Origin of the sequence: Actinomadura rupiterrae, from assembly GCF_024172125.1 — a bacterium.
In the GTDB taxonomy this organism is placed as follows: Bacteria; Actinomycetota; Actinomycetes; order Streptosporangiales; family Streptosporangiaceae; genus Spirillospora; species Spirillospora rupiterrae.
In genome coordinates, this window is sequence record NZ_JAMZEA010000021.1 from 1 (window position 1) to 16614 (window position 16614).

The following is a 16614-nucleotide window of genomic DNA, read 5'->3' on the forward strand; positions in this document are numbered from 1 at the left end:
CCAGCTTGGCGACCGTTGTTCCCCGGTTTCGGCGGATTCCGAAACGGTCACGGAATCTCATTGGATGTCCCGTCCGTTCCTTGGCGTTCGAGATGCGGCGTACCTGAGCAATGGGCATTATGGCGTGAACGATCGCGGGGGTGATAACGGTTCCCCGACATTCGGGCGCGCCCGGGAGGGCGGCGTTCGGGTGCGGCCTACACTGGCGGGCTCCTGCGATCAATGCAACGGGCGCGCCCAGGAGGCGGGATGAGTGTTCGGCAGGCGTTGGTTCGACGGGGAGCGGCGGCTGTGGCCGTCGCGGCGGCTTGCGGGGCGGTGAGTACGATGGCGCCCGGTCTCGCGGCCGGGAAGCTGGATCTGGCGGCGGGACGGCACGGGGCGCCGCAGCAGGCGCAGCTGCTGGGGGCGCAGCGCGGCCCGGCGGCCGCGCCGCCCAGGAAGATCAACTGCGCGAAGGTCAAGTGCATCGCGCTGACCTTCGACGACGGGCCGGTCTCCGGTACCGACAAGCTGTTGAAGATCCTGGCGAAGCGGCATGTCAGGGCGACGTTCTTCCTGGTGGGGCAGAACGCGAAGGCGCACCCGGACCTGGTCCGCAAGGAGCTTGCGGCCGGGCACGAGGTCGGCAACCACAGTTACACGCACGCCGACCTGACTCGGTTGTCGTCGGCGGGGATCAAGAGCGAGATCACCAAGACGCAGACGGCGATCCGCAAGGCCAGCGGGTTCACCCCGCACCTGCTGCGCCCGCCCTACGGGTCGACGAACTCGCGGGTCGCGGCGGTGACCAAGCGGCTCGGCATGCCGCAGATCATCTGGGCGGTCGATCCGCTGGACTGGCGTGACCGAAACTCGGCCACGGTCGAGCGGCGCGTCATCAAGGCGGCCCGGCCGGGATACATCGTGCTGATGCACGACATCCACCCGACCACGGTCAATGCCGTTCCGACGATCCTCAGCAGGCTGGCCGCGAAGGGATACGTCTTCGTGACCGTTTCCGAGCTTTTCGGACGTCCCCTCAAGCCCGGCAAGACGTACGCACACCGGTAAAGCCCCCTAACAACCGGCCAGTCCCTTTTTCCCGGGACTGGCCGGTTGTGGCTTTAACGAGCCACCCAGACGCGACGTCCGCGATGGGGCCCCGGCAACATCACCGAGACGCCGCAGGCCGGAACCCGGTGACCGACTCCCTCCGGACGACATCGGGCCGCACGCGAACGCGCACGGCATGCCGGGCACGGCACGCCGGCAGCCCGGCACACGGAAAGGCGCCAACGCCGGACGTCCAGCGAGGGCGTTGTCCGCTCATATTGGGCGTCGCTGCAGTGATCAGTGGGGGCCACGTGCCGGGCCGCGGGCTGGGCCGCCTCCCCCAGCGGTGATGACCGGGTCGGCCAGTACGGCGATCAGCGTTCGGTGCGCCTCGCCGATCTGGTGTTCTTCCTGTCCTGTCCTGGAGGGCGTCCGTCGCAGACTCGTCGCTGGCGGCCCGCAGGCGGGAGACGTCGCGGCGGACGGACCCGCGGCGGCCAGGCGGGCAAGCGCGTCACCACGGCTGTCCCGGCCGTGAGTGGGATGCGCGGGGTCGTTGGCGAGGAGTTACGGCTTCAAGCGTTGGTGCGCGGCTGGGCCATCCTGCTTGAGCGGCCCTTGGGGAGGGGGCGGGGGCTTGGGTTGGTTGTTGGCGGGGGTCGGGGTTTTGGGGCGGGGTGGGGGTTGGGCTGCTGAGCCGGTGTTGTAGAGGGAATTCAGGTCGTTGGGGGTTAGTTTCAGGCGGGCTTTTTGGGGTGGGACGCCTAGGGCGATGATGGCGCGGATCAGGGCGGCCAGTGAGTAGTGGGGGTTGGCTTCTTCGGCTCGTTCCAGGGCTACGTTCGCCAGGCTGCCGTCGCCGGCGCTGTAGGCGAGGAAGGCCAGGAGGGAGGCTGGGGCGGCGGCGTGGGGGGTGGGGGTTCTGCGGAGGATCTCTCGCCAGAGAGTGATGTCTCGGGAGTTGAGGCGGATCCAGATTTCGTCTCGGACGCGTTGGTCGGCCATGAGAACGGACAGCATGGCTGAATCGGAGTTCGTGGGCGGGATTGTTGTTGCGCGGAGGTTTTCTAGGAGGTCTAAGGCCTTGGTTGTTTTGCGGGCGGTGAGGAGGTCGGCGGGAGACTCCTTGCTCCACTGGGTGATTTCGGCCTCGGCTTGGAGGGTTGCCTTGCGGACGGCGGATTCGGCCTTGCCGGGCGGAGGTGCTATCGAGCGGCGCAGCTCGTCCCGGTCGGGGAGGGCGGCGTGGCCGGTGTAGGTGGCGTTGGCGGCGATCTCGGTCGTGGTGGTGTCGAAGGAGCGGCCTTCGGGCGGGCAGCACTTGTCGAGGCAGGTGAGGGACCACCAGCGGCGGTCGGCGACGCGCATGGCTTCGGTGATGCGGACGCCGGCGGCGGCGAGGGACTCCCAGGCGGCCGCGGCGGCGGCGGTGACCCGGGTGGACGGGCCGTAGCCGATGATCAGGGCGCTGCGGAAGCCGTTGCGGCCGATCACCGAGGCGATGTGGTCGGCCGCGAGGCGGACGGTCGACGGGTCGGAGGGTAAGTCGACGCGGATGGCGCAGGTGTTCGCGGGGCCGTCGAAGCCCAGCACGACGAGGCTGTCGGACGGGTGGAAGCCCAGCAGGTACGGGACGGCGGCGATGGCGTCGTCAGGGGTCCGGATCACCAGACGGGTCGGTTCGTTGCTCATGCTTCGAGCCTGGTCGAACCGGCTCCGCCATCCCAAGCCGGCCCCCGGTCTGTGGATAACCAGAGGGGTGCGTTAGGGCGGTGCTGGATTCTGTTGGTTCGCCTACAGGGCGCGCCCTTTGGCTGGCCTTGTTGAGGGGTCCGGGTTTAGGTGGAGGCCTCTGGAAGGCCGTGGGGTGCGGCCTTCCAGAGGAACGTTCCAGGGGTGGGTGTCAGGCGTCCAGGATCTGGTCTTCCCGCTGGACCACCGGGGGGAGCGTGGACCAGGGGAAGTTGATCCAGCGGTCGGTGTGCCGCCAGACGTACTCGCACTTGACGGTCGAGTGGGGCTTCTCGTAGACGACGGCGCAGCGGACGTCCGCGACGTGGTCGGCGCAGAAGTCGCGGACGAGCTTGAGGGTCGCGCCGGTGTCGGCGACGTCGTCGGCGACCAGGACGCGCGCGCCCGAGAGGTCCACGGGGGCGGGGACGGGCGGGAGCATGACCGGCATGTCGAGGCGCTGGTCCACGCCGGTGTAGAACTCGACGTTCATGACGTGCAGGTTCTTGACGTCCAGGGCGTAGCCGAGGGCGCCCGCCACGAACAGGCCGCCGCGCGCGATCGACAGGATCAGGTCCGGCCGGTAGCCGCTCTCGGCCACCGCCATGGCCAGGTCGCGGCCGGCCGTGCCGAACAGTTCCCAGGTCAGGACTTCTCTTTCAGCATCAGACACAGCAGTATCTTCGCGGACGCTCCGGACCACTCCGTCCCCGGGCCGCGCCGAACGGGGTGGTCAGCGCGCCGGGGCGGCGGTCGTGCAGAGGTCGATGAAGATGCCGCAGGGGGCGATCTGCTGGCTGTCGATCATCATGGCCGTCCGGTAGCCGGACGGTCCGGGGCCGTTCAGCATGCCGCCGAGGCCCTCGAAGAGGCGGGTGAGGTCTCCGGTCATCAGGCTCACGCGCGCGCGGTTGGCCGCGACCACCGAGGCGGGGCCGCTCAGGTCGTCGATGAGGTTGCCGGCGTTCGCGCCGTGGTCGCGCAGGTGGTCGCCGACGCGCCCGCTCAGCAGGCCCGCCTGGTCGAGCAGGGCGGTGATCCGGTCCGGGTGGTCGCCGACGAGGGCGGTCAGGCCGGACGCGTCGCGGCTCGTCCGGACGATCGCGTCGCCCCGGCCCTGGAACGTTCCCGACAGGCCGTGCAGGTTGCCGATCAAGGTTTGCAGCTCGGCGCGGTCGGACGCGGCCAGGTCGGCCAGGCGGCTGCCGTTGCCGATCGTGCGCCGCAACGCCTGGCCCTGGCCGTTCAGGCCCTCCGAGAGCGTCCGCGTAAGGGTGACCACGTCGTCGGGGTCGATCGCCTTGGAGAGCCGGTAGGCGGGGGTCGCCGTCTCGGACAGGTCGGACGCCTCGTGCGTGCGCGTGATGGCGTCGCCGTCGGCGAGATAGGGACCGGATCCGGATCCCGCGAAATCCAGGGAGATCTCCTTCGGCCCGAAGACCGACACCGGGTCGACGCGGGCTTCGGCGCCGCGCGGGATCCGCACGGAACGGTCCACACGGAGACGCACGCGCACATGACCGTCGCCTGTGAGTTTGACCGATTCGACGTTCCCGACCGTCACGCCACGCACTTTGACGTCGGACTTGCCGTCGAGTCCCTGTCCCGCGCGCGCGAAGGTCGCGCTGTAGTGGCGGGACGGCGGCGGCGACGGGTTCGCGGCGTAGGCGGCGACCCCTGCGGCACCGGCGAGGACGGCTGCGCCAAGGCAGCCGAACAGCGCGCGTGACCGCGTGGACAGCCCGACTTCGGACATGCGTCGACCCCCTCGACGGGCGGCGGGATAAGTGAGTGCTTGCATTATGTGGGCTCGGACAATGGCGCAACCCCCTCGAACCGTGTGATCCGGGCAACTGTCCCGAACGAAACGATCATGAAAGTGATCCAGGTCACGGACATGTCACTGGCGGCACAACCGCGCCGGCTTGGCCGCGAGCACGGCGGGCGGACGGTAGCGTTGGGCGTCGTGCCCGCCCCTGATCTGCTCTCCACCTCCGCCGACGCCGACGCCGACGCAGGCGCCGACAAGTCCGCCGGTTCCGCGCGTCCTGCCACTGCGGACCGCGTGCCCGACACGGCCACGCTGCTCTCCGCCGCCGTCCAGGCCATCGGCGGTGCCGAGCGCTCCGGCCAGGTCGACATGGCGCGGGCCGTGGAGAAGGCCCTCGGCGACGGTGAACATCTGGCCGCGCAGGCGGGCACCGGCACCGGAAAGTCCCTCGCCTACCTCGTCCCGGCGATCCGGCACGCGGTGACGAAGGGGCGGACGGTCGTGGTCTCGACCGCGACGATCGCCCTCCAGCGCCAGCTCGTCGACCGCGACCTGCCGCGCCTCGCCGAGGCGCTGCGTCCGCACCTGGGCACCGAGCTGAAGTTCGCGATCCTCAAGGGCCGCCGCAACTACCTGTGCCTGCACCGCGTCCAGACGGGCGTCCCGGACGAGCAGGAGGAGGACCACAGCCTCTTCGACCCGCAGCAGCTCTCCACGCTCGGCCGCCAGGTGAAGCGCCTGAACGAGTGGGCGGACGAGACGCAGACGGGCGACCGCGACGAGCTGGTCCCGGGCGTGACCGAGCAGGCGTGGCGGCAGGTCGCGGTCACAGCGAAGGAGTGCCTCGGCGCGACGCGCTGCCCGCAGGGCACCGAGTGCTTCGCCGAACTGGCGCGCGCGCAGGCGGGCGAGGCGCACATCGTCGTCACCAACCACGCGCTCCTCGCTATCGACGCCCTAGAGGAATTCCAGGTTCTCCCTGAGCACGACGTCGTCGTGGTAGACGAGGCACACGAACTCGTCGATCGCGTCACCGCCGTAGCGACCGGCGACATTTCCGCGTCCGCCGTAGACGCCGCTGCACGCCGCTGCGGACGGCTCATCGAAGAGGGCATCGCCGACCGGCTGAAGGTCTCGGCAGAGGATTTGACCCTCCTCCTAGAGGAACTCCCCGCCGGACGCATGGACATCCTGCCCGACGCCCTGGGCAACTCACTCGCCGTAGTTCGGGACGCCGCACACGCCTGCCTCACTGCGATCGGCCCTGAGAAGAAGGAAATGGACCCCGCCGACGCGGGCGCGCGCAAAGCGGCCCGTTCGGCGCTTGAGGACCTGCACGACACGTCCGTGAGGCTTCTGGAGTCGTACCAGGTCGAGATCGCCGCGCGGAACGAGGTCGTGTGGCTGGAGAAGCCGTTCGTCCAGGACGGGCGTCCGAAGCGTCCGCCAACATTGCACGTGGCGCCGATCGGTGTAGGCGGGCTCCTGCGCACAACGCTCTTCGAGAAGCGAACCGCCGTCCTTACGTCCGCGACGCTCACGCTAGGCGGGTCGTTCGAACCGCTCGCGCGCCAATGGGGTTTGCCTCCGCTTGAGGTCCCGGCACAGCGCGATAGCGAGGAGTCCCCGAAGAAGGATGGCAAAGAGGCCGGGAAGAAGGACAAGGCCAAGCAGGAACTCGCTTGGACGGGCATCGACGTGGGTTCGCCCTTCGACCACCCGCGCTCCGGCATCCTCTACGTCGCCCGGCACCTGCCGCAGCCCGGACGCGACGGGCTCCCCGACGCGTACCTGACCGAGATCACCGAGCTGATCGAGGCCGCCGGCGGCCGCACGCTCGGCCTGTTCTCCTCGATGCGGGCCGCCCGCCAAGCCGCCGACGAGCTGAAGGACCACCTGTCGCACCCGCTGCTCTGCCAGGGCGAGGACTCCACGTCCCAGCTGGTCAAGCAGTTCGCCGAGGACGAGCGGACCTGCCTGTTCGGCACCCTGTCGCTCTGGCAGGGCGTGGACGTGCCGGGGCCGTCGCTGCAACTGGTGATCATGGACCGGATCCCGTTCCCGCGCCCGGACGACCCGGTCGCGTCGGCCCGCCAGCGCGCGGTCGCGGCGCGCGGCGGCAACGGCTTCATGACGGTCGCGGCGACGCACGCCGCGCTGCTGCTGGCCCAGGGCGCGGGCCGCCTGCTGCGCGCGATGGACGACCGCGGCGTCGTGGCCGTCCTCGACCCGCGGCTCGCGACCGCGCGCTACGGAAGCTTCCTGAAGGCGTCGCTGCCGCCGTTCTGGGCCACCACCGACCCCGACACCGTCCGGGGCGCCCTCCGCCGCCTCGACCAGGCCGCATCGGCCGACGCAGCGCCCGAGGGCAATGACGACTGAGCCTGAGCGCTACAGAAGTCGCCCTGACGGTTACGGTCGGTAGACGGTTACGGTCGGTAGGTGGTGAGGAAGTCGCCGATGCGGCCGATCGCCTCTTCGAGGTCGTCCGCGTACTGGAGGGTGACGATCCGGAAGTGGTCGGGCGTCGGCCAGTTGAAGCCGGTGCCCTGCACGACCAGGATGTTCTGCTGCTCCAGCAGGTCGAAGGCGAACCGGACGTCGTCCTTGACCGGGTACATGTCCGGGTCGAGGCGCGGGAAGACGTACAGCGCCCCCTGCGGGCGGACGCAGCTCACCCCGGGGATGTCGTTGAGCATCTTCGCGGCGCGGTCGCGCTGCTCGCCGAGCCGTCCCGTCGGGAGGACGAGCTCGTCGATGCTCTGCGTGCCGCCGAGCGCGGCCTGCACCGCGTACTGCGCCGGGACGTTCGGGCAGAGCCGCATGTTCGCCAGGATGTCCAGGCCCTCGATGTAGGACTCGGCGTGTTCCTTCGGGCCGGAAAGGATCAGCCAGCCGGACCGGAACCCGGCCACCCGGTAGTTCTTCGACAGCCCGCCGAAGGTCAGGCACAGCAGGTCCGGGGCCAGCGAGGCGATCGAGGTGTGCGCCGCGCCGTCGTACAGGATCCGGTCGTAGATCTCGTCGGCGAAGATCAGCAGGCCGTGCCGGCGGGCCAGCTCGGTGATGCCGAGCAGCACCTCGCGCGGGTAGACCGCGCCGGTCGGGTTGTTCGGGTTGATGATCACGATCGCCCGGGTGCGGTCGGTGATCTTGGCCTCCATGTCGGCCAGGTCCGGCGCCCAGCCGGCCGCCTCGTCGCACCGGTAGTGCACCGGGACACCGCCGGACAGCGAGGCCGCGGCCGTCCACAGCGGGTAGTCGGGGGTCGGGATGAGCACCTGGTCGCCGTCGTCGAGCAGCGCCTGCAGGGTCATCACGATCAGCTCGGAGACGCCGTTGCCGAGGTACACGTCCTCGACGTCCACCCCGGCGATGCCCAGCTCCTCGCACCGCTGGACCACGGCGCGGCGGGCGGGCAGGATGCCCTTGGAGTCGCTGTAGCCGTGCGCCTCCGGCAGGTTGCGGATCATGTCCTGCAGCAGCTCGGGCGGCGCCTCGAACCCGAACGGCGCGGGGTTGCCGATGTGCAGCTTGAGGATCCGGTTGCCCTGGGCCTCAAGCTCCTTGGCGCGCTTGAGGACGGGACCCCGGATGTCGTAACAGACGTTGGCGAGCTTGCCCGACTGGTTGACCTGCATTGCAACAGCCTATCCAGGCAAACCGCGCATCCCACGGCGCAACTCCCCCGCAGCCCGAACACCTCCCCCGCCCCCGCACACAGGCCGTCCCCGCACGCGCACGAGGCGTCCTCATGCGCCCGCGCATCCGAGGCCGATGTGACTCAGGGAGGCCCGAGACACAGGAGTGACGACCGGACGACGGCAAGCCCGCACGCCCTCCGCCCCCGAAATCTGCCGGACGAACGGCGCGACGAACATCACCCGCGAACGGCCCTCGCCCACCGAACTCGCTTGGCGGACAGGTCCCGCCCACCGGACGTATCCGATCTCGTCCGGCGGGCGGGGGTCATCCGGAGGCCACGGCAGTGAGTGCGGGCAGCTTGGCCGCGCGGCGCGCGGGCCGCAGCGCGGCCAGGACGCCGGCGACCGCGCCGACCAGCAGGATCACCACCAGAGGCACGGCCGGGACGCTGAACGGGTTCGACATCGCGCCGGCCAGGGCCCAGCCGAGGAACAGGCCGAGGCCCGCGCCACCCGCCGTGCCGAACAGCGACACGATCAGCGACTCCCAGCGGATCATCGCGCGCAGCTGCCGCCGCGTCGCCCCGACCGCGCGCAGGAGCCCCAGCTCGCGCGTCCTCTCGTGGACGGACAGGGCCAGCGTGTTCGCGATGCCGAGCAGCGCGATCACGATCGCGAGGGCCAGCATCACGTAGACGATCCCGAGGAACGCGTCCATCTGTTTGGTCTGCGCCGCGACGTACTCTGGCCGGTTCTGGACATCCGGCGCGCCGTACGAGCGGGCGAGGGAGGCCAGCGCCGACCGCGCGTCCGCCTCGGACACGCCCGGCTTCGGCTTGGCGAACACCGCGATGTCCTGCGGGCGACGGTTGTGCTGCGCCCAGACCGTCCGCGGGACGAGGTAGTCACCGGCCAGGTCGGTCCGCTTGTAGATCGCGCCCACCGCCATCGGCAGCCGCGTCCCGTCCGAGAACGTGACCGTCACGACCGACCCGACCCGCCATTTCCGGTCGTCCGCAATCTTCTTGGCCACCCCCAGCCCACCGGTTGCGGCGGCGTCGGACGGGAGGGTGCCGGACGTGACGTCCAGGCGGAGGACGCGGGCGAGGAGCACCGGGTCGGCGATGCCGACCGTGGCGGTGCGGCCATCGACGCGGGCGGCGCCCTTGCCGAGGCCCGCGGCCGTCTCGATCTGCGGCAGAGCGGCGGCGCGCACGGCCAGGGACGGCTCGAAGCCGCCGCTGGAGTTGGTACCGCCGTTGACGACCAGGCCCGAGCGGAACGAGCCGGCCACGCCGTCCGCCAGCGAGGCGCGCAGGGACCCGGCGAAGACCGTGAGCAGCGTGACCACGCCGACGCCGATCATCAGCGCGGTCGCGGCCCCGGCGGTGCGGCGCGGGGTGCGCACGGCGTTCTCGCGGGCGAGCCGTCCGGGCACGCCGCGCAGCCTGGCGGCGGGCATGCCGATGAGGGCCGCGGCCGGACGGGCCACGGCCGGCCCCAGGACCACCATCGCGACCAGCGACATCAGGGCGCCGACCCCCGTCCACGCCCCGCGGCCGACGACCCCGCCGAAGGCCGCCGCCCCGATCCCGACGGCCGCCACCACCGAGCCCACGATGACACGCGCCTCCGACACTCCGCCGGACTCCGCCGCGGACTCGCGCATCGCGGCGATCGGCGGGATCCGCGCGGCCCGGACCGCGGGTCCGAGCACGGCCAGCAGCGTGACGGCCAGCCCGACGGGCGCGGCGATCAGCGGCGTCCGCGCGGTGATCACGACGCCCTGCGCGTCCAGGCCCATGCCGAACCCGCTGAACAGCAGCTTCAGCAGCGCCGCGCAGCCGACCCCGCCCGCGAGGCCGAGCAGCGTGGCGAGCCCGCCGACCACCAGCGCCTCGGCGCCGACGAGGACGGTGAGCTGGCGGCGGCTGGCGCCGACCGCGCGCAGCAGCGCCGACTCGCGCACCCGCTGGGCCAGCGTGATCGCGAATGTGTTGTGGATGGAGAACGCCGCGACCAGCAGCGCGACCGCGCCGAACGCGGCGAGCGCGCTCTGGAAGACCTTCAGGAAGCCGTCCCTGACCTGGCCGATCCCCTCGTCGACCAGCGCCTTCCCGGTGGCCGCCTCGGTCCCGGACGGCAGCACGCGAGAAATCCGCGAAGCGAGTTCACTCTGCCCGACCCCCGGCCCGGCGCGCACGGCCACGCCGGTCAGGCGCCCGGAGCCGTGCGCCACGAAGCGCTGCGCGCCTTCCAGGGAGAACGCGGTGAACGCGGTCTCGCCGAACGCCGGGTCCTTGCCGAACGTCGTGATCCCGACGACCGTCACCGGGACCCGTTCGGGCGTGAGGACGACGGTCCGGTCCCCCACGCGCAGGTGCCCGTCGTCGGCGGCGCGCTTGTTGATCACGACCTCGTCCGCGGCGCGCGGCGCGCGGCCCTGCGCGATCCGGTAGGCGTTGAGCGCGGGGTCGCCGATCCAGTTCCCGGCGACGCGCGGGCCGCGCTCCGGGATGACCTTCCCGTCCCTGCCGAGCGGCTGCCCGGCGCCCTGGATCACCGGCTGCGCGTCCGCCGCGCCCGGCACGCCCTTCACCTTGGACAGGACGGCGCCGTCGATCTCCCCGGGCAGCTGCCCTGGGAGCTTGCTGACCCGCGTCGCGTTCCGGACCATCACGTCGGTATCGCCGTAGGCGTTCGCGAAGTAGCGGTCGATCGCGTGCGACAGGGTGTCGCCGAGCGCGAGCGTCCCGGTGAGGAAGGCGACGCCGAGGAACACCGCGACCAGCGACGATGCGAGCCGGCGGCGCCGTCCCCACAGCTCCCGGACGGCCAGCCCGATCATGACGCACCGCCCAGCGAACGCATCCGGTCCAGGACGCGGCCGGGCGTCGGGGCGTCCATGACGTCCACGATCCGGCCGTCCGCGAGGTAGACCACCGCGTCGGCGTGCGCGGCGGCGGCCGGGTCGTGCGTGACCATCGCGACGGTCTGGCCGAGGTCGTCCACCGACCGGCGGAGCAGCGCCAGCACCTCCGCGCCGGTCCGGGAGTCGAGGTTGCCGGTCGGCTCGTCCGCGAACACGATCTCCGGACGGGTGATCAGCGCGCGGGCCAGCGCGACCCGCTGCTGCTGCCCGCCGGACAGCTGCGCGGGACGGTGCCCGAGCCGGTCGCCGAGGCCGAGCGTCCGGACGATGGTGTCGAACCACTTGGTATCCGGACGCGTCCCGGCGAGCGTGCACGGCAGCAGGATGTTGTCGCGCGCGGTCAGCGTCGGCAGCAGGTTGAACGCCTGGAACACGAACCCGATCCGCTCGCGGCGCATCCGCGTCAGCTTCGCGTCGGGCAGCGCGCCGAGGTCGACGCCGCCGACGAAGACCCGTCCCGAACTGGGCGCGTCCAGGCCAGCGACGCAGTGCATGAGCGTGGACTTGCCCGCGCCGGACGGCCCCATGATCGCAGTGAACCGGCCGCCCGGGAGGGTCACGGTCACGTCGTCCAGGGCCCGCACGGCGGTCGTCCCCGTCCCGTACACCTTCGACAGGCGTTCCGTCCGCGCCCCGCCCTCCCCGTTAGCGGACCCACCCGACCCCCGGGTGGCAACTGGCGCCCGCGCATCAGTTGAAGCCAAAGTGCGCGCATCGGTTGAAGGGCGCGCGGGCGGCGGTTCGTTCGCTGGACGCCGTGCGGCGGCTTGGTCGTCTCTGCTCTTCGTCATGGCGTCGATGGTCCGCGCGGGGTGGCGGACGCGTCGTCCGGCGTGGAGCGGCTTGGGCGGTGCGCCCTGCGGAGCACGCGGCGCCGGACGGACTACCGCGCCGGGCGTAGCCGGACGGAGAACCCGCATGTCCGGGCCTCGCCGCAGCAGTGATTGGACTCGTAGTCCAATTGTGATGCGGGCAACATACAAGCAGGCTTGCTTGCTTGTAAGTGTGTCCGTACTGTCTGGGTTGTGTCAGTAAGTACTCGCCGACGCCACGCGCGGCGCCGGTCGTCCGGGACGCGCCGGACGCAGGAGGAGCGCCGCTCCCGGACGCAGGCCCGCCTGCTCGACGCCACCATGGAGTGCCTCGTCGACCTCGGCTGGTCCGGCACGTCCACCACCGAGGTCGCGCGCCGCGCGGGGGTGTCGCGGGGCGCGCAGCAGCACCACTACCCGACCAAGATGGTCCTGGTCGCGGCGTCCCTGGAGCACCTGCTCGAACGGCAGCGGCTCGCCTACGAGACCGCGTTCGCGGTGCTGCCGCCGCAGCGGCGCAACGTCGAGGGCGCGCTCGACCTGCTCTGGGAGGTCTTCCGGGGCCGTCCGGCCAAGGCGCTGCTGGAGCTCGCGGTCGCCGCGCGCACCGACGACGAGCTGCGGCCGCTCTGCCGCGACCTGAACGAGCGCATCCTGGAGGTCATCCTGGAGACGTTCGAGCGGCTCTTCCCCTCGAACACCCTCCCCGACGACTACGTCCCGACGATGCTGCGCGGCGTGTTCGCCATGTTCGTCGGCCTGTCGGTGCAGCACGCCCTCGACGACGACGCGGCCGGTCACCAGAAGGCCGTCCTCGACCAGGTCAAGAGCGTCGCCCGACTGATCATCCCGGAGCAGGGCGCGGCCTCCCCCGTGCCGTTCAGCTCCGGCGCGGACGCCGGCCCGGACCCGGCGCCGCCCACGGACCGTCCGGACCTCACGGACGTTCCGCCTGCCCGCACCGGCTCGGGAACCGACCTACCCCCGACCCCCGAGGGAGCACAGCCATGACCAAGGCCCCCACCGAACTCGCCGAGGAAGTCCGCGAGCAGGTCAAGGACCGCAAGTCCTACCTGGGCGTCATCGACCGCCTGAACAAGGCGTCGGTGGACAAGCACTGGGAGGCGTACGCGGACATCCCCTGGGACGACCCGGACCTCCAGGTCGACAAGAACGACCCGCGCTGGGTGCTGCCGCCCTTCGACCGCCTCGGCGGGACGGAGTGGTACCGGTCGCAGCCGCCGGAGATCCAGGCGCAGATCGGCCTGTGGCGGGTCGCGACCGCGATGAAGATCGGCCTCCAGTTCGAGAACCTGCTGAAGCGCGGCCTGCTGAACTTCGCCTACTGGCTGCCGAACGGCCGTCCCGAGTTCCGGTACGTCTACCACGAGACGACCGAGGAATGTCATCACGGGATGATGTTCCAGGAGTTCGTGAACCGCACGAAGATGCCGATCAAGGGCATGCCGAAGGCGCTCACCCTGGTCGCCCAGCTGGCCCCCTGGATCCCGCTGATCAGCACCGAGATGTTCTTCGTCTTCGTGCTCGGCGGCGAGGACCCGATCGACTACGTGCAGCGCAAGTCGCTCAAGGGCGGGCACATCAAGCACCCGCTCGAAGAGACCATCATGAAGATCCACATCGCCGAGGAGGCCCGGCACATCTCGTTCGCCCGGCACTACCTCAAGCACCGGGTGCCGGGGATGCCGAAGCCGCGCCGCCGCGCCCTCGGCATCGCCACCCCGATCGTGCTCGGCGTGATGGCGCGGATCATGCTCTCCCCGCCCGGCCCGATGGTCCGGCACTTCAACATCCCGAAGGACGTCGTCCGCGAGGCGTACAAGAACCCGGTCGCGCAGGCGGAGATCGCGAACTCGGTCGGCAAGATCCGCGACCTGATGGCCGAGCTGGACGTGATCACCCCGGTGAACCGGCAGATCTGGAAGGCGTTCGGTATCTGGGACAAGCCGGGCGAGCGCCGCCCGCTGCCGGACGAGCAGCCGTCCCGCCGCGCCGCGAAGGCGGCCTGAGCGTGGCCGACCACCCCGAATCCGAGGCATCCGCTGCCTCGTCCGCCGTGCGGGCCGTCCCGCATCGGACGGTCTCGCCGGCGGCGGGGCCCGGCGGGGCGTACAAGGTCGTCATCGTCGGGACGGGTTTCTCCGGCCTGTGCATGGCGATCGGCCTGAAGAAGGCGGGCGTGCACGACTTCGTCATCCTGGAGAAGGCGGACGAGGTCGGCGGGACCTGGCGGGAGAACACCTATCCCGGGTGCGCGTGCGACATCATGTCGCTGCTCTACTCGTACTCGTTCGAGCCGAAGGCCGACTGGTCGCGGATGTTCCCCAAGCAGCGCGAGCTGCTCCAGTACATCAAGGACATCGTCGAGAAGTACGACCTCCGCCAGCACATCCGGTTCAACACCGAGGTCGTCGGCGCCGAGTACGAGGACGAAGCGGACACTTGGCGCGTCCTGGTCAATGGTGACGAGCCGGTGCGGGGGCGGGCGCTCGTCTCCGCGATGGGACCGCTCCACCAGCCGAACATTCCGGATCTGCCCGGCCTGGCGTCCTTCGAGGGGAAGGTCTTCCACTCGGCCGAGTGGGACCACGACTACGACCTGACCGGCAAGCGCGTCGCGGTGATCGGGACGGGCGCGTCCGCGATCCAGTTCGTCCCGCAGATCGCGAAGAAGGTCGGGAGCATGACGGTGTTCCAGCGGACGCCGCCGTGGATCATCCCGAAGCCGGACCGGGCGATCAGCGGGGTCGAGCGGGCGCTGTTCCGGCGCGTCCCCGGCGTCCAGCGGGCGTACCGGAACGGGATCTACCTGCTGCAGGAGAGCTTCGTCCTCGGGTTCAAGAACCCGCGGCTGCTGAAGATCGCCTCGACGCTGGCCAAGGCGCACCTGAACCGGCAGGTCGCGGACCCGGAGCTGCGCCGCAAGCTCACCCCGGACTACACGATGGGGTGCAAGCGGACGCTGGTGTCCAGCGACTACTACCCGGCGCTGACCAGGCCGAACGTCGAGCTGACGACGGCGGGCATCGAGCGGGTGCGGCCCGGCTCGGTGGTCGCCGAGGACGGCCGCGAGTACGAGGTCGACGCGATCATCCTCGGCACCGGCTTCCACGTGACCGACGCGTTCGAGCACGCGCACATCGTCGGCAGGGGCGGGCTGAAGATCCAGGACGCCTGGCAGGACGGCATCGAGGCGCATCTCGGCGTCACCGTCGCGGGCTTCCCGAACCTGTTCCTGCTGCTCGGCCCGAACTCCGGGCTCGGCCACAACTCGATGATCTTCATCATCGAGGCGCAGGTCCGGCACGCGCTGCAGTGCCTGCGCCTGATGGACGCGACGGGCTCGCGCACGATCGCCGTCCGGCGCGGCGCGCAGGACCGCTTCAACGCGTGGGTCCAGCGCAAGTCCGAGGGCGCGGTGTGGGTCGCGGGCGGCTGCACGTCCTGGTACCTCGACCGCGACGGCGTGAACCGGGCGGCGTGGCCCGCGTCCACGGCGAACTACTGGCTGCGCACCCGGCGGCTGGACCCGGCGTCCTTCGTGCTGACCGGCGCGGCCGCCGGTTCACGGGCCGGGCTCGACGGCACGACCGCCGGGCCGGACGGCGCGGCCGCCGCGTCGCGGGCCGGGCTGGACGGAGCGGCCGGTCGCGGCCGCGGCGATGCCGGTTCCGGGGGCCGCGCGCAGGGCGCGGAGGCGGCTGGCTAGACTGCCCGCACGGCATCTATTGAACGAGCAATCCAATTAGCCCCCGCGGGGCCGGCCGCACTCCCCCTCTGGCCGGTCCCGCGGCCACCGGACGCGCCGGTGGCCCGAAGAGCGAGCGGAGCAGCGACGATGAGCATTGCGATCGTGACCGGCGGAGCGTCCGGCATCGGCCGGGCGATCGCCACGGCCCTGGTGTCCCGCGGGAACACCGTCGTGGTCACCGACATCAACGCCGACGGCGCGGCCAAGGTCGCCGACCGGCTGAACACCCTCGGCAAGGGCAAGGCCTCGGCCGCCCGGCTGGACGTCACCGACGCCGCCGCCGTCGCCGAGCTCTACCAGGGCGTCAAGGACGAGCACGGCTCCCTCGACCTGGTGTTCAACAACGCCGGCATCGCCATCGGCGGCCTGGCCGAGGAGCTGACCCTCGACCACTGGAACCGCGCGATCGACATCAACCTCAAGGGCGTCGTGCACGGCGTCCACGCGGCCTACCCGATCATGCTGGAGCAGCGCTCCGGGCACATCGTGAACACCGCCTCGCTCGCCGGGCTCGTCCCGATGCCGATCGGCATCCCCTACACCGCGACCAAGCACGCCGTCGTCGGCCTCTCCCTCGGCCTGCGCGCCGAGGCCGCCGGGCGCGGCGTCAAGGTCAGCGTCGTCTGCCCGTCCTTCGTGGACACCCCGCTCCTCACCAACGTCAACCCCGACCTCCCGGCGACCCCGATGTCCGGCGACGCCAAGGAGGACATCAAGAAGGCGTCCCCGCGCCTCTACACGGCCGAGAAGCTGGCCCGCGACATCATGCGCGGCGTCCAGAAGAACCAGGCCCTCATCGTCGCGCCCGCGCACGGCCGCGCCGCGTGGCGAGGCGTCCGCCTCAACCCGTCCGCCGCCGTGCGCGTCGCCCAGATCGCCGTGAACCGCGTCCGGGCCGACCAGAACCGCTGACCACC

At 71.2% G+C, this 16614-nt stretch carries 12 protein-coding genes; 6 read left to right on the forward strand and 6 right to left on the reverse strand.

Annotated features, from left to right (window positions below; all coding sequences use genetic code 11):
- Nucleotides 1-327 precede the first annotated feature (327 nt).
- The gene (locus FHU30_RS44880; protein ID WP_253883845.1) at nt 328-1053 is read left to right on the forward strand and encodes a polysaccharide deacetylase family protein; all 726 of its coding nucleotides are present in this window, start codon (nt 328-330) and stop codon (nt 1051-1053) included.
- A gap of 549 nt (nt 1054-1602) precedes the next feature.
- On the opposite strand, the gene FHU30_RS44885 is transcribed toward FHU30_RS44880, so the two are convergent.
- The 3 genes from FHU30_RS44885 to FHU30_RS44895 form a co-directional block, all read right to left on the reverse strand.
- On the reverse strand, nt 1603-2727 hold the full coding sequence (locus FHU30_RS44885; protein ID WP_253883846.1) for a DUF4192 domain-containing protein: 1125 nt from the start codon (nt 2725-2727) through the stop codon (nt 1603-1605).
- Nucleotides 2728-2938: 211 nt separating this feature from the next.
- Complete coding sequence (locus tag FHU30_RS44890; RefSeq protein ID WP_253883847.1) at nt 2939-3439, reverse strand: phosphoribosyltransferase; 501 nt, start codon at nt 3437-3439, stop codon at nt 2939-2941.
- Nucleotides 3440-3499: 60 nt separating this feature from the next.
- Complete coding sequence (locus FHU30_RS44895) at nt 3500-4522, reverse strand: MlaD family protein (protein WP_253883848.1); 1023 nt, start codon at nt 4520-4522, stop codon at nt 3500-3502.
- 210 nt (nt 4523-4732) lie between these two features.
- Between FHU30_RS44895 and FHU30_RS44900 the strand changes: the two genes are divergently transcribed.
- Complete coding sequence (locus FHU30_RS44900; RefSeq protein ID WP_372504076.1) at nt 4733-6919, forward strand: ATP-dependent DNA helicase; 2187 nt, start codon at nt 4733-4735, stop codon at nt 6917-6919.
- A gap of 47 nt (nt 6920-6966) precedes the next feature.
- Here FHU30_RS44900 and FHU30_RS44905 read toward each other — a convergent pair whose 3' ends face one another.
- The 3 genes from FHU30_RS44905 to FHU30_RS44915 all read right to left on the reverse strand — a co-directional run bounded on the left by FHU30_RS44905 (nt 6967) and on the right by FHU30_RS44915 (nt 11817).
- Complete coding sequence (locus FHU30_RS44905) at nt 6967-8178, reverse strand: pyridoxal phosphate-dependent aminotransferase (protein ID WP_253883849.1); 1212 nt, start codon at nt 8176-8178, stop codon at nt 6967-6969.
- Nucleotides 8179-8506: 328 nt separating this feature from the next.
- Nucleotides 8507-11029, reverse strand: coding sequence for an ABC transporter permease (locus FHU30_RS44910; protein ID WP_253883850.1), 2523 nt, complete (start codon nt 11027-11029; stop codon nt 8507-8509).
- Nucleotides 11026-11817: an ABC transporter ATP-binding protein gene (locus FHU30_RS44915; protein WP_372504078.1), complete on the reverse strand. Its 792-nt coding sequence runs from the start codon at nt 11815-11817 to the stop codon at nt 11026-11028. The genes FHU30_RS44910 and FHU30_RS44915 overlap by 4 nt, the downstream gene beginning before the upstream one ends.
- A gap of 321 nt (nt 11818-12138) precedes the next feature.
- On the opposite strand from FHU30_RS44915, the gene FHU30_RS44920 reads away from it, so the two are divergent.
- From FHU30_RS44920 to FHU30_RS44935, 4 genes are all read left to right on the forward strand, one after another.
- Nucleotides 12139-12936 (forward strand): TetR/AcrR family transcriptional regulator, encoded by a 798-nt coding sequence (locus tag FHU30_RS44920; RefSeq protein ID WP_253883851.1) that lies wholly within the window; start codon nt 12139-12141, stop codon nt 12934-12936.
- The gene (locus FHU30_RS44925; RefSeq protein ID WP_253883852.1) at nt 12933-13955 is read left to right on the forward strand and encodes an AurF N-oxygenase family protein; all 1023 of its coding nucleotides are present in this window, start codon (nt 12933-12935) and stop codon (nt 13953-13955) included. Before FHU30_RS44920 ends, FHU30_RS44925 begins: the two co-directional genes overlap by 4 nt.
- 47 nt (nt 13956-14002) lie before the next feature.
- The gene (locus tag FHU30_RS44930) at nt 14003-15655 is read left to right on the forward strand and encodes a flavin-containing monooxygenase (RefSeq protein ID WP_308211518.1); all 1653 of its coding nucleotides are present in this window, start codon (nt 14003-14005) and stop codon (nt 15653-15655) included.
- Between the two features lie 129 nt (nt 15656-15784).
- Nucleotides 15785-16609: an SDR family NAD(P)-dependent oxidoreductase gene (locus tag FHU30_RS44935; RefSeq protein WP_253883853.1), complete on the forward strand. Its 825-nt coding sequence runs from the start codon at nt 15785-15787 to the stop codon at nt 16607-16609.
- The last annotated feature ends 5 nt before the right edge of the window (nt 16610-16614 follow it).